At 50.4% G+C, this 12,826-nt stretch carries 12 protein-coding genes; all 12 read right to left on the bottom strand.

Features of this window, described 5'->3' with window-relative positions:
* Positions 1-14: 14 nt before the first annotated feature.
* Positions 15-2,129 (bottom strand): SpoIIE family protein phosphatase, encoded by a 2,115-nt coding sequence (locus JRC49_14980; protein QTE71065.1) that lies wholly within the window; start codon positions 2,127-2,129, stop codon positions 15-17.
* A 524-nt stretch (positions 2,130-2,653) separates the two neighbouring features.
* A complete protein-coding gene (locus tag JRC49_14975) occupies positions 2,654-2,986 on the bottom strand; it encodes a desulfoferrodoxin (protein QTE71064.1) in 333 nt (110 codons plus the stop codon).
* Between the two features lie 140 nt (positions 2,987-3,126).
* Positions 3,127-3,663, bottom strand: a complete 537-nt coding sequence (locus tag JRC49_14970) for a hypothetical protein (protein QTE71063.1) — start codon at positions 3,661-3,663, stop codon at positions 3,127-3,129.
* Between the two features lie 199 nt (positions 3,664-3,862).
* Positions 3,863-4,696 carry a hypothetical protein gene (locus JRC49_14965; protein QTE71062.1) on the bottom strand — a complete coding sequence of 278 codons (834 nt, stop codon included), beginning with the start codon at positions 4,694-4,696 and terminating at the stop codon, positions 3,863-3,865.
* 163 nt (positions 4,697-4,859) lie between these two features.
* Positions 4,860-5,777 (bottom strand): radical SAM protein, encoded by a 918-nt coding sequence (locus JRC49_14960; protein ID QTE71061.1) that lies wholly within the window; start codon positions 5,775-5,777, stop codon positions 4,860-4,862.
* A 108-nt stretch (positions 5,778-5,885) separates the two neighbouring features.
* Entirely contained in the window at positions 5,886-6,077 is a 192-nt protein-coding gene (locus tag JRC49_14955) for a hypothetical protein (protein QTE71060.1), read from the bottom strand.
* A gap of 22 nt (positions 6,078-6,099) precedes the next feature.
* Positions 6,100-6,372, bottom strand: a complete 273-nt coding sequence (locus JRC49_14950; GenBank protein ID QTE71059.1) for a PqqD family protein — start codon at positions 6,370-6,372, stop codon at positions 6,100-6,102.
* Positions 6,373-6,400: 28 nt separating this feature from the next.
* Positions 6,401-7,108 (bottom strand): hypothetical protein, encoded by a 708-nt coding sequence (locus tag JRC49_14945; GenBank protein ID QTE71058.1) that lies wholly within the window; start codon positions 7,106-7,108, stop codon positions 6,401-6,403.
* A 451-nt stretch (positions 7,109-7,559) separates the two neighbouring features.
* A complete protein-coding gene (locus tag JRC49_14940; GenBank protein QTE71057.1) occupies positions 7,560-8,240 on the bottom strand; it encodes a serine/threonine protein phosphatase in 681 nt (226 codons plus the stop codon).
* A gap of 388 nt (positions 8,241-8,628) precedes the next feature.
* Positions 8,629-9,906: a carbohydrate ABC transporter substrate-binding protein gene (locus JRC49_14935; GenBank protein QTE71056.1), complete on the bottom strand. Its 1,278-nt coding sequence runs from the start codon at positions 9,904-9,906 to the stop codon at positions 8,629-8,631.
* Complete coding sequence (locus JRC49_14930; protein ID QTE71055.1) at positions 9,903-12,437, bottom strand: response regulator; 2,535 nt, start codon at positions 12,435-12,437, stop codon at positions 9,903-9,905. Before JRC49_14930 ends, JRC49_14935 begins: the two co-directional genes overlap by 4 nt.
* Before the next feature lie 42 nt (positions 12,438-12,479).
* Complete coding sequence (locus JRC49_14925; GenBank protein ID QTE71054.1) at positions 12,480-12,821, bottom strand: Hpt domain-containing protein; 342 nt, start codon at positions 12,819-12,821, stop codon at positions 12,480-12,482.
* Between the last annotated feature and the right edge of the window lie 5 nt (positions 12,822-12,826).

Below are 12,826 nucleotides of genomic sequence, written 5' to 3'. Positions count from 1 at the left end.
GTTCAGTTACACTTTTAAGTAATTTCATCTCCGATGAACTCCACGCACAGCATGGTCACATCATCAAATTGTGCCGCGTTTCCGACAAACCCATGCAGGTCTTCGTCCACCTTATGAATTACTTCTGTCGGGTCTTCTTCCGGATGTTTATTCAGCGTCTCCAGCAGCCTTTCTGTTCCGTAGAACTCCCCTGCTTCATTCGTCGCTTCCGGGATGCCGTCCGTATAGACAAACACCTTCATTCCCCGTTTAAGCTGCAGAGTGTAGTCTTTATACTTTACCCCTTCCAGGCCGCCGACGACAAACCCGTGCTTGTCCTTAATCACTTCATACCGTCCGTCTTCTCCCTGCAGGATCGGATACTCGTGTCCGGCATTGGCCGCGGTCAGCAGTCCTGTCTTCAGGTCCAGAATGCCCAGCCATACCGTCACGAACATCTGTTCCTTGTTCTTCTGGCAGATCTGGTTATTCACCTTCTGCAGCACTTCCGCCGGGCTTCCGCCGTTCATAGTGTGGTTCTGTACTAGGATCTTGGCGGCCATCATAAACAGGGCCGCGGGCACGCCCTTGCCGCTCACGTCCGCCATGACCAGTCCCAGGTGACTGTCATCGATCAGGAAGAAGTCATAGAAGTCTCCGCCAACCTCTTTCGCCGGCCGCATGCTGGCGAAGATGTTCATGTCCGTCCGTTCCGGGAACGGCGGGAAGATATTGGGCAGCATTTCCGCCTGGATCCGCCGGGCCAGGTTCAGCTCCGTTCCGATGCGCTCGTTTTCCGCGGTCACCCGGCGCACTTCGCTCACGTACTGGACCGTTTCATGGCTCAGCTTCGCGAAGGATTCCGCCAGCACCTCAATCTCGTCTCCGGTGCGGAAGGTCTCCTCCATCTTGAATTCCGGATTCTCTTCTCCAAGTTCTGTAATCCGCTTTGTAATCTTATTCAGCGGCCGTACAATCCGTTTGCCGACGATCACCGTATTCACCAGCAGCAGTGCTGCCAGTCCAGCGATACAGATGAATGCGATGGTTTTGCTGTTATTCGCCTTCTGACGGTAGGTAGAGGTGGCCTTTGACTGGATCTCTGTATATTTCTCCTGCAGCATATCCACGGGCGTTTCTGCCCGTTCTTCGCTGAATGCGGTGAGCAGTGTCCAACTTACCGTTTTCAGTGGAACACCCATCATGTAATAGTTCCCGCTGCCCAGTTTCACAATCCGGATATCGGTCTGGTCTTCCAGTGCATCTGTCACCAGCTGCCCCAGTTCAGCATTTTCCCCTGTCCGCAGGTCTGCCGCTTCTGCGCTGATGCGTGCCTGGAATTCCGGTTCCGCGGAGGTGGTAAACAGCACATGGCCGTCATGGTTCACCGCCGCCCGGAATCCGCCTTCCACATCGGAATTCCCCAGGCTCTTCAGGATATCGTCCAGGTATACGTCCGCCCCGGCCACAGCCGCCAGCTTTCCGTCCGGATAATACACCGGCATGGCGCAGACAATGTTCATTGCCCCCGTGGTGGCGTCCACCTCCACGTCAGAGAAGCACATCTTCCCCTCTTCCACGGCCTGCAGGTACCAGTGCCGCGTCCGGGGATCATAGGGCTTCATGCTGCCGTCTTCCAGGAACCACTGTCCGGAATTCCGGCTCACGGAGAAGAAGGTCCCGTCCGGCATGCCCAGGTAGATATTCGCGATATCTGTCACCGAGCACAGGGAGAGCATCGTCTCGGACATACTGGCCACCAGGCCCAGGTTTTCCCTGATCTGCGGATCATTCGGATCCACGTCATCGGCCATCAGTACCTGGGTTGCCAGCTTGCCTTCGTTCTCAGGCTTGGGCGGAGCATACGTATGGGACGTATAGTTTTCCGGATGGGCAAATACTTCCGTTGCATAGTCGGCCAGGAACATGACGCGGGTTTTCGCGCTGCGGAACATATCGTCCGTGATCTGGGCTTCCAGCACAGAGGAGCGTTCCATGTTTTCCCGTACCACCTGGTCCATAATTCCTACGGTGGTATCGGTGATGGTTCCCTGCTGCTTCTGGCTGGTTTCCGCCGCCAGCTGCGAGAGCATGCCGCTCTGGTACATCGTCAGCCCGCCGTATGCCAGCAGACTCAGCAAGATAGTCACCAAAACAAGGGCAAGCACCTTTCTCTCGATGCCGCCTTTGATCTTATGCCTGTCCTTTATCACGTAAGTTCCGCCCCTTCCGATATACTGCGAAGGTTTTTGATTATTATACTATATCCCTCCATCCCTTTCCAGCCATTTATCCGCTTTTCGCAGTACAAATCTTGCATAATCCCACCAGGCGGACACCGGGGACGGTTCTGTCACTGTCCACTTCCATGGATAGTCAGAACTGTCCCCGGTGTCGCACCAATATCGCTCTATTGGTGAGTTTCCATACCCCGTAAAGCCTTACTACACAATCGTTTCATCAAAACCATTGGGGAGCAATTCCGTCCTATTCACCATCAGATTAACTTTATCCTTAGGTCGAAACATCTCCCTGCCGGGCGGATACCGGGGACGGTTCTGTCACTGTCCACTTACGTGGATAGTCAGAACTGTCCCCTGGTGTCGCACAAAAAAGAAGGCTGCTTTCGCAGCCATCTTTACATCCTCAATGTTATCATCTCACAAAATCCGCTTTATGCTTTTGCCACCCACAGCCCATGCAAATTGCAGTATTCATACGCGGCCACAACCGGTTCCGTCACAGCGAAGTGTGCTTCCGGTTTATCGCCCGGCTTCAGGACATGTTTCTGATAGCCTGTTGCTGTCTCCAGGACAATCCATTCGATATAATGCACATCCAGCATAGGATGCTCAACTGATCCAACCTTCACTGTAACATGATCCCCAAGCTGTTCGATCACCGGCACATGCTTTTCATAGGCTCCGTCCGTCGTGTTGGGCGTAATAGGTTCACCAACAGGTACTTCCGATATAACGATCTTTCCATCAACCTTATAGAAATACATATTTCGGCCTCCCTCTTTTTCTATTTTTCTTTATATGTTTTTATTCTATCTCTTACCTCCTACTTCCTACCTCCTACCTGTTTCCGCCTCCTACTTCCTACCTCATACCTCCTATCTTTGGCCCTATGGCCACTTCGTTTTCAATATTCATTAGCCGCCACCGGCGGCTGCATTCTCCTCCAATCATCTCTCGCCGCCTCCAGATTTAAGTCATATATCTTATCTATCCATTCATCCCAGTCTTTTGATTCTCTTGTTATCCTGACCACGTTTTCCCTCAATTCCTGATTGATCTTTTCCTTATTCCAGCACTTATAAAGCGACAATGTATCAATATAACCCTCCAGCATCCGTTTCGCTGTCTCCTTATTCCAGTCCCGATACTTTCTCTGTCCTATAGCCTGAATATAATTGATAGACTGATGTACAGGCGTCGTAGTCCTTTTATGTAATATACCGCCAATCTTGTGCAGGAACTCATTCACTGATTCCTGAGTCGGCAAACCATTTGCGTCATACCGGAAATAGGTTTTAACTCCTGCATCTATACATTCCTTAATGAAATCCATAGAATACTTGTAGTAATAGAATCCAAATTGTTTTCTGTTCTTCAGGCTCAAAGAAAACGGAAAGGTCACCTTGCTCTCGATAAAGTTGATGAAATCATAGTAAGTCATACTGTTTCCCTCCTGTTGTGTTGTTTTTGATTGTGTTTAGGCATGAAAAAAGGAAGCTCTTTCGAACTTCCATTCTTTCTTACCTTAATACTATCACGGGATTGTACTCTTGTTCAAGTCTCAAGAAACTGTCATTTTACTATCCAACACTTGCTTCATATTTGGTGATTTATTCATGTATTTCCTACATTTCTAATTTTCATGATTGCTTATACTCATCAATTTTTCTATTTCTTTCTTGTTGTTCAATAGCAACAAATAATCCTAATGCCTGCTCGTACAATAGATCATACCACGCTTCTTGTTCAGAAGGTTTCATTGTCGCAAATTTGTCATTATACTTCCTTTTATCAGTTGGGTCTAAATTGTTGTGTCGAACATTCATTGTATTAATTAATTCAAAAAAATCGTCTGTATTTCGTTTGCATATTCCATTAAGTATTCCTCTTTTGGGTTCTAGTGCATCTGATATGTATTTTAGAAGTATCCTTTTTCTCTCTAAATTTCCCTTTAGCATATAATGATTATACTCAATAATAGTATCAGCCAACTCAGGTATAAAATCAGCTATTTCTGTTGCAACAGCATTTTTTTCAACGATTCTTATTTCTCTATCAAATTGTCTAAACTCAAAACCTACTTTTTCTATTGTTGCTATCATAGTCTCTATCATAGCGTTCCTCACAACTTTTAATGCAGGATCTATACGATTTTCAAATGCTGCCATAAGTGTAACTATCATTTCGCAAAAAGAAAAATACATATTCATATCAATAGCTGTCGCAGTCAAATGTCTAGCCTTATTTCCTATATCTATAGCAAAACCCATTTCTTCCCTAAGCTCTGAAAAAGAAATATAGTTTTTTCTATCTTTCCATTCCCAAAAATTCATCTCAATAAATTCATTTATTGTATCATAGTTTGACTCCCATGACGTGTTACACTTTGTTTCGCACAATGCCTCTAATTTAATATATTCCTTAAGATAATCATTTTCACGTTCCATTCTTTCAAAAAAGTGTTTTCTTGTCATATATAAACCACCTTGCTATTTTTTCGCATTAGTTAAAATGTGTTTTAATATGTGATATTACAAACGTTATCATTTAGCGACATAAAAGTAAATATAGAAAACTAAAAAGTTCAGTTTAGAAAACTGAACTTTTTTATATTTGATAAGAATTTTATAACAAATATCACGCACTATGCGTCGTGAATCTTTTCTTCGCCCCTTCACACGTTTCCTTTACCTTCTCCAGATACCCTTCCTTCCACACATTCTCCATATCATCTGTAATACGCTTCCAGGATACAATCTGGCCATCCGGCCCTATATACCAGCCTAAATATCCTTTTTTGCCTTCATTCTTATAATCTATAACCCTGTATTCCCCTGTTCCTTTATACAGATCCACTACGCCTTCAAAGCGCACATCAACACGCATTCCATCGGCATAATACTCCGGAATATACTGAAGTACTGTTTCAACGTATTCCTTTGTGCTCATCTCGTTCCCGGCTGCGTAGCGCTTCCACATGTCATTGTTCCTGACTTCATGGCAAATGATCTTCCTGACGCCGAAGTCCGCCAGCGTATCTACCGTTTCCCGCAGAACATCCGTATTCCCGCGGTGAATGTTCATTTCAACGCTGGTCGAGAATCCCCGGAGACAGCATCGGATCAGCGCGTTCCTTGCCGCATGCTCCGCGCCTTTGATGCCCCGCATCCATTCATGCCGTTCCACGCCGTCAAAACCCACGCAGAATTCCGGTTTCATACCGCGCTGTTCAAACTGGTCCAGCACGCTGTCCGTCAGCAGCCAGCCGTTGGTATAGATCTTATCGATCTTCATGCCTTTTTCCAGTGCGTAATCCACCAGGCTCCAGAAGTCCTCCCGCACAAACGGTTCCCCGCCGGAAATCTTCAGGCTCCGCACACCGCATTTCGCCATCCGGTCGATGATCCGGATGGCTTCCTCATGCGTTTGTTCGTCCATAGCGGCATCAGGCGTATTGACGCAGCAGAACCTGCACCGGAAGTTGCATCTGCCGGTGATTGTCCATAATACCGGTTCAGTATATTGCTTTACAAACGGATCACAGTAATCTTCCATGCTGTTCTCCTTCGTCCAGTCGAGCACGGCCTGAAAACCCTTCTACTCATACGAGCGAAGGGTTTTTATCTGCCATCTTCTTCCTTTTCAAAGACGATTACGGATTTTTTACCAGTGGAACCAGCCCCAGAAGCCTCCCCAGAAACTCGTGTACCTTGGTTTGGTCTTGGTGGAGCCGAATCCCGTATAACTGGTATGATTCCAGTTATAATTGCATCCCGTGTACTGCTCCCCGGAACAGGTCAGGATGTCTTCATTCCCCAGGTTGATGATGCTTACGGTTGCCTTTTGGTACTTCATTGTTTTTTTCCCCTTCCTCTTTTTATTGAATGGTTTCTATTGCGGGAGAGATACTCTCCAGAAATTCGCCAATGTCCTGCCTGGCGGTAGGCTCATCCAGGTCCACGTAGCGTTCCATGGAAGCTGCAATCAGCTTCTCAAAGGTCGTTCCTTTCTCAATCATTCCCCAGTAGAATGCCCCTGTTTCATTGGTCTGGATAATCTTCCTGAAATGATCCGCGTTTTCCCCGGTGGCGATAATCATGTATTCGTCCAGCATCTTCTGCATGACGAACCCTTCCCTGGCCCTGATCATCCGCATTCCTCCTTTTTCCTTTCTTCTGTCAAACAACGTATTGTACTTTCTTTTCCTTTTGAATCTGTTCCCAGAGCTTGTCCGGCTCTTCCTTGTACATATTGCAGGTATACAGGTAAAACGGCACTTCCCGGATAAAGCGTTCCATCAGGTTCATGAAGACGCCCATGAGCTTGGGATTGCTGGGCACCAGCACCTGTTTGAAGAGCCGCTGTGAGATCTCCTTCGCCTCCATGCGCCGGAGGGATACTTCCTCGCCCCGCTCCAGGAAACACACCGCTTTCATCGGAACGCTGGTGTTCTCGCCCAGGTGCTCCTTGCCCCGCCAGGGCGTTCCGCAGGCAAACAATCCGTCATTCACAAACCGGAGAATGGGTTTATCCCCGTTTACCACCTGCATCCGCTTGCCGAAGGCTTTCTTCCAGAGCAGGACCCGGGTGGTTTTGCCCGTACCGCTCTCCGCCGTAAACACCACGCCCTGGCCGTCGATATTGATGACCGCGGCGTGCATCAGGAAAGCGTTATAGTCCATCATCAGGAGGGCGATCTTCCGGTAGAGGCAGAGCTGCTCATTTTCCTCCGGAGTCGGCTGCCCTTCCGCGGCCATTTCCACTTCCGAAGCGGAAACCGTTACCCAGGGTTTCTTACAGCTCAGGTAATCCTTGTAGATCATCCTGGTGGATCCGAAACGGCTTCTAATCCCGACCGGAATCCCTGCAATTTCGATGGTAAACATCGGTCACCTTCCTCTGTTTCATCTCTTCGCAAATCATTTTCAAGAGTTGCAAACGCAATCTGTTTCGTTACTTTGCATTTTACCGGCCATGTATCTCAAATTCAATCCCCTATGTAACTATCGCTTATTTACGATTACATAACTGTGTAATTATTTAGACCTTAAAAACCATGTAACCCTTATAAATCAACGATTCCAGCAAAATCCAGTGTTTACCACACTTGTACGGTTTTGGGGATACATCCGTGTCCAAAATATGTAAAACGTTTCGTGCTTTTTTCAGCTTCATTTTGGGTTACATAACCAATATGTACATTTATCATGTAATCAACCATCAGCATAATAAAAGGATCTGGCCAAATATTGACCAGATCCGCATGGTTCCTATTGATTCGTCCGTACAATTGTCTATAAAACCCCGTACAACAGCAGGTTTACCTTGTATGTTTGGTTACATACATATCAAATTGTATTTGTTTTGTATTTTCACTAATGCCGTTAATTTTCCGCCTTTTCCGCAGCCTGTATCAATGCAGATGGTGCCTTTTTCCGGCAATTCTCTCCATTCTCCATAGGGCAGGATTTCGACGGTCTTCTCGTCCCCTGCAAACCACGTCGGATTTTCCAGGGCGATATGCCCCACGATCGTCAGCGGTCCTTTATAGCAGTTCCTCATCGCGATCCCGTGATCATGGATCATGGTCTCTGTATCATTCGCTTCAATAGGATCAATCAGCAGGCCGGCATGCACGCACTGGAAGCCTTCTCCCTTGTAATACATCCTGCAGTGTTCCCGGATCCAGGGGGCCGCCTCTTCCATCTTCTCCCCGTGGGACTTGAAGGAAGCGACCGTCGCGCCTTTCCCCACCTTATCCCAGATCATTCGCTCCTTCAGCGTCAGCTTCTCTTTCAGCAGGTAATCCTCGTGGTTTCCCCGCAGGAGCACAAACTGATCTCCATAGGTCCGCTGCAGGCTCTTTACGGTATGGAATACTTCCCAGCTTTCCGGCCCACGGTCAAACAGGTCGCCCAGAAGGATGACCTGGTCTTCCAGGTCGGGTTTGATCTTGTCCAGGAGCGCGCAGAATTCCTTATTGCACCCATGGATATCGCCGATGATGATGCTTCTCATAGTGGTGGTGTCCTTTGTGTACGGAATAGATGATATGTATGGATTATACAATAGGATGAGGATGTTTGTCATGGGATTTTGGATAAAAGAAAAGCAGGAATACCGGAGGGTGTTCCTGCTGAAGGGGGTTCCGGATAGGTTGAAGGTTTAGGTCCCCGGAGGAGATCCCTCGACTACGCTCGGGATGACAAGTGGAGGCTGCGGAGCGTGGAAACGGGATGTGACAGCAGGGACAGACCAACTGTCATCATTCCAAAGGAACGTGACAGTTGGTCTGTCCCTCTGTCACATGCGTCCTCCGGACGTAGTAAGGGATTCCTCGACTCCACTACGTTCCGCTCGGAATGACAGCCTTATTTTGCCAATCCATACGCAATGGTGTTCCGTTTTACTGCAGGGTACCGAAGGCGGCCACCGCTTCATCCACGGTCATGGTGCCGTTGCTCACCTGCCAGCCGGCTTTGCGCACCTGGGCGTCCGGCGTATCCGCCAATCCCAGCTCCGACATGTTGATGACCCGGCTCGCGTCCATCCCGCCGAAGGCGGCATACACGCCATCCAGGGACATATCCGTGCAGGGCGTTACCATCCGCTTGGCCTGTGCCATACGGTTCATTTCCCCGGGTGTGACCAGGAAGCGCATAAACTCATTGGCCATCTCCAGGTTCTGGCTGTTCTTGTTCACCGCAAACCCGATGGACACCAGGTTCAGGAAGTATCCCCCTTCCTTCGTGGAGGGCACCGGATGATAGCTGTACTTGAAGGGATGGGCTGTAAATGCTTCCGACTTCTTTTCCCGCTTCTCCGTGCCGGATACCGTATTGCCGGTGGCCATCATCATGGGCACGTCCCCTTCAAAGAACCGCAGGATCAATGCCTCATAGTTGTTGGCGATCTGGCTGCAGCTTTCCAGGTCTATATATCCCCGGCTCATGAAGTCCGCCGCCAGTTCCAGCGCGCTGCGCATATATTCGCCCGCGCCTTCCTCCATGTTGTTCATCTTCCGGATAACGTCCTCTTTCCCCTGGATCTGCGCGCAGAAGTAGGGATAGAACATGGGGAAAAGCATCTCGCTGCCGTTGTTGTAGGCCATGATGGGGCTGGCGTATCCGGCGGCCTTCAGGGCCTCGCAGGCGGCGATCAGTTCATCATAGGTCTTCGGGATCGCGATCTTGTTCTTCTCAAAGATCTCTTCATTCACCAGCATACCGTAGGTGGTGGTATAGACCGGCACCGTCGGCACGTTCCCTGCCGCGTCTTTATAAAGCAGGCTTTCCCGGATGCAGCTCAGGTCGATTCCCGTTGCCGGGTCCGCCAGGTTTTCCGCCTGGGTATATTCCGCGTCTCCCCAGGAGGAATAGGTAAAGAAGATATCCGGCGCCTCGCTGCTCTCCAGCGCGGTCGCGATGTTGTTCTTATAGTCGTCCATGTAGACGTACTTCATATTCACATTGGGATAGTACTCCGCAAACCGGTTGAATTCCGTCTCCAGCGCCTCAAAGTTTTCATAGTGCCCGGATACGGTAATCGTGCAGTCGGCCTTGGTGTCCAGCTTCGGCGCAAAGCCTTCCTGCTTCTTCGCTTCCTTTCCCGCGCACCCTGTCAGGCACAGTGCGAGCACCAGAACCAATACCAGCGTAAGCTTCTTCATTCCCAGCTTTTTCATGCCCTGTTCTCCTCCTTGATTCTTCTGATTTCCTTCAGCACGATCTTCATGTCAATTGGTTTGGCGATATGGCCGTTCATCCCGGCCTCAAAGCATTCCGCTACGTTCTCGGAGAAGGCATCCGCCGTCATGGCGATGATGGGGATCTGCCTGGCCCAGGGATCTTCCAGGGCCCGGATCTGCTTCGTGGCCTCAATGCCGTTCATCACCGGCATCTGGATATCCATGAAGATCAGGTCGAATTCACCCTTCCGGGCATTCTTCATCCGCTCCACCGCTTCCAGGCCGTTCACTGCCCGCTCGGTCTCCACGCCCTGCATCTGCAGGAGCATGGAGATAATTTCCCAGTTGATGTCGTTATCCTCTGTCACCAGGATATGCATGCCGGCAATATCCGCGTTTTCATCCTCTGTACCGTTGTGCTCCCGCTCATTGCCCAATACCTCGTTCAGCTTGTTGTACAGGGTGGAGCGGAACAGCGGCTTGCTGATAAACCCGTTCACTCCGGCTTCCTTCGCCGCTTCCTCCATATCACTCCAGTCATAGGCGGAAATCAGCACGATCGGCACCTTGTCGCCCATCTTTTCCCGGATCTTCCGGGCCGTCTCAATACCGTCCATATCCGGCATCTTCAGATCCAGCAGCACCACCTGGTACTGGGCTCCATCCTGGACCTTCTGTACCGCTTCCATGCCGCCTGCCGCGGTATCCGCTTCCACCCCGATGGACCGCAGGGTATCCGCGGCCGTCTGCCGGAGCACGTCGTCGTCATCCGCGATCAGCACATTCACCGGCGGAAGCTTCATTTCTTCCTCTGTCTTGTCCGCCACCGCGATCTCCAGTTTCACCGTGAAGGTTGTTCCCTTACCGACCTCACTCTCACAGTCAATGGTGCCGTTCATCAGGTCAATCATCTTCTTGGTGATGGACAGCCCCAGTCCGGTTCCCTGGATGGTGTTCACCCGGCTGTCCGTCTGGCGGGTGAAGGGATCATACATATGCTGCATGTATTCCGGCGTCATCCCGATGCCGGTATCCGCCACCACATAGGTAATCTTTACGGTCTTGTCTGTTTCTCCCTTCTCTTCCCGGATATCCACGTCCACTGTTCCGCCCGGCTCCGTATACTTCACCGCGTTGGACAGGATGTTAATGAAGATCTGGTTGATTCGCAGCTGGTCCGCGTACAGGTATTCATGCTCAAAGTGGCTGACCCGGAAGTTGAAGTCGATGTTCTTTTCCTTCACCATCGGCTGGGAAATGTTCACCAGGTTCTCCGCGCATTCCACAATGGAGAAGGTCACCGGGCTCAGGTTCAGTTTGCCGCTCTCCACCTTGGAGATGTCCAGGATGTCGTTGATCAGCGTCAGCAGGTGGTTGCTGGCCAGGTTGATCTTCCGCAGGCTTTCCTTCACTGTCACCTGGTCTTCCGTGTTCTTCCCCGCGATCGTCGTAAGCCCGATGATCGCGTTCATGGGCGTCCGGATATCATGGGACATGGTGGACAGGAAGTCTGTCTTGGCCCGGTTCGCCTGGTCCGCGGCCACAGCCGCCGCCTTCAGCTGGCGGTTCAGGTTCATCACGCTGTGCAGGTTGAATATGAGGAGCAGCAGCAGGCCCGCCACGATAATCCCGATCAGCGTCCAGTTGCTTTCATGCTCTTTCAGTTCCCGCATCGGGATCATCGTCACGATAATCCAGTTGTCTGTGTAGTTCACCCGCGTGTGGCCAATCAGGCATTCCTGGTCCTGGGAGTTTATCATCTCCACACTTCCGGGGTCTCCCCCGACGACCGCCCGCAGCTCGTTCACGCTGGCGGCAGTAAAAGTGTTATAGGACTGGTAAAACTCATAGAAGTTTGAGTTCTTGAAGGATTTTCCCCGGATAATATAATCCCCGTCGGCGTCGATCAGGGAGATCACCGCATCCTGGTAATCCTCTGTCGGGAAGACCCACCGCTGTTCAAAGGCGGAGATTGGGATAATCCGGAGGATCACGGCGTCCTTGTTTTCCCCGGTCTCTTCGTCCCGGATCTTCACGTTGCAGCAGAAGGCGATGGACTGGATCGCGTTCACCGGGTTGGTATAGGCTCTCGTCACCTTTACCACGCTGTCCTCATTCATCAGCATCCCGTTTTCATCTTCCAGGATGTCGATGTTCTTATACGATACGGTATAATCCCCGGGATCCTTTTTATGCGCTTCCGTGGAAAGACCCACCAGTTCCCCGTTTTCCTCATACAGGATGTGGGCCATCACCTGCGGTCTGTTCACGCTCTTCCCCAGGAAGGCGATAGCTTCCTCCGCTGTGAGGTCTGAGGCGTTAATGTACCGTGCCCAGGCGTTACACACCTGCTGTTCTCCCAGCAGGTAGTTTGCCGTCACGCTTTCCATGGCGGCCGTCATATTCTCAAAGTCTTCCCGCTTGGTTTCCATCCGCCACTGCTGCTCGCTGCTCACGTCCAGGAACACAGCCGCCAGCACCGCCAGGATAATCAGGATATTCCCCAGGATGATCAAGCTTTTCTTCATTTCGTCACACCTTTATAAACCCAGCCGTTCCCGGCCAAAGCATCATTCCCCGCAGATTCCCAATAACTTCTCCCGTTCTTCCCGGATCACCTGAACCAGTGCGGAATAGTCCGTCTCCTTCTTTTCCCGCAGCATTTCCGTGATCTCGCACACCGGGGTCAGAATCGGCGACAGGGCCAGGTTGCTCGTAGTTCCCTTCAGGGCATGCGCCGCGGCAAAGGCCCCCTCCAGGTCCCCTCTCTCAACGCTGGAAAACAGCTTCTCAAAGTTAGCATCCTGAGCCGCCATCTTCACCAGCCGGAAATAGAACCCTTCATTGTTCATGCACCGTGTCAGGCCCTGTTCGGTATCCATGCCCAATGCCTTCAGTTCCTCAATCGTCACAGTGT

This window comes from Clostridiales bacterium FE2011, assembly GCA_017569305.1.
Lineage (GTDB): Bacteria > Bacillota > Clostridia > Christensenellales > Aristaeellaceae > Aristaeella.
The sequence above is the reverse complement of the archived record's forward strand: the minus strand, read 5'-3'. Positions and strand labels throughout refer to the sequence as shown.

Coding starts and splice junctions, on each gene's coding strand:
- JRC49_14975 (QTE71064.1), bottom strand. CDS start 2,986: ATGTATTTCTATAAGGTTGATGGAAAGATCGTTATATCGGAAGTACCT.
- JRC49_14970 (QTE71063.1), bottom strand. CDS start 3,663: ATGACTTACTATGATTTCATCAACTTTATCGAGAGCAAGGTGACCTTT.
- JRC49_14965 (QTE71062.1), bottom strand. CDS start 4,696: ATGACAAGAAAACACTTTTTTGAAAGAATGGAACGTGAAAATGATTAT.
- JRC49_14960 (QTE71061.1), bottom strand. CDS start 5,777: ATGGAAGATTACTGTGATCCGTTTGTAAAGCAATATACTGAACCGGTA.
- JRC49_14955 (QTE71060.1), bottom strand. CDS start 6,077: ATGAAGTACCAAAAGGCAACCGTAAGCATCATCAACCTGGGGAATGAA.
- JRC49_14950 (QTE71059.1), bottom strand. CDS start 6,372: ATGATCAGGGCCAGGGAAGGGTTCGTCATGCAGAAGATGCTGGACGAA.
- JRC49_14945 (QTE71058.1), bottom strand. CDS start 7,108: ATGTTTACCATCGAAATTGCAGGGATTCCGGTCGGGATTAGAAGCCGT.
- JRC49_14940 (QTE71057.1), bottom strand. CDS start 8,240: ATGAGAAGCATCATCATCGGCGATATCCATGGGTGCAATAAGGAATTC.
- JRC49_14935 (QTE71056.1), bottom strand. CDS start 9,906: ATGAAAAAGCTGGGAATGAAGAAGCTTACGCTGGTATTGGTTCTGGTG.
- JRC49_14930 (QTE71055.1), bottom strand. CDS start 12,437: ATGAAGAAAAGCTTGATCATCCTGGGGAATATCCTGATTATCCTGGCG.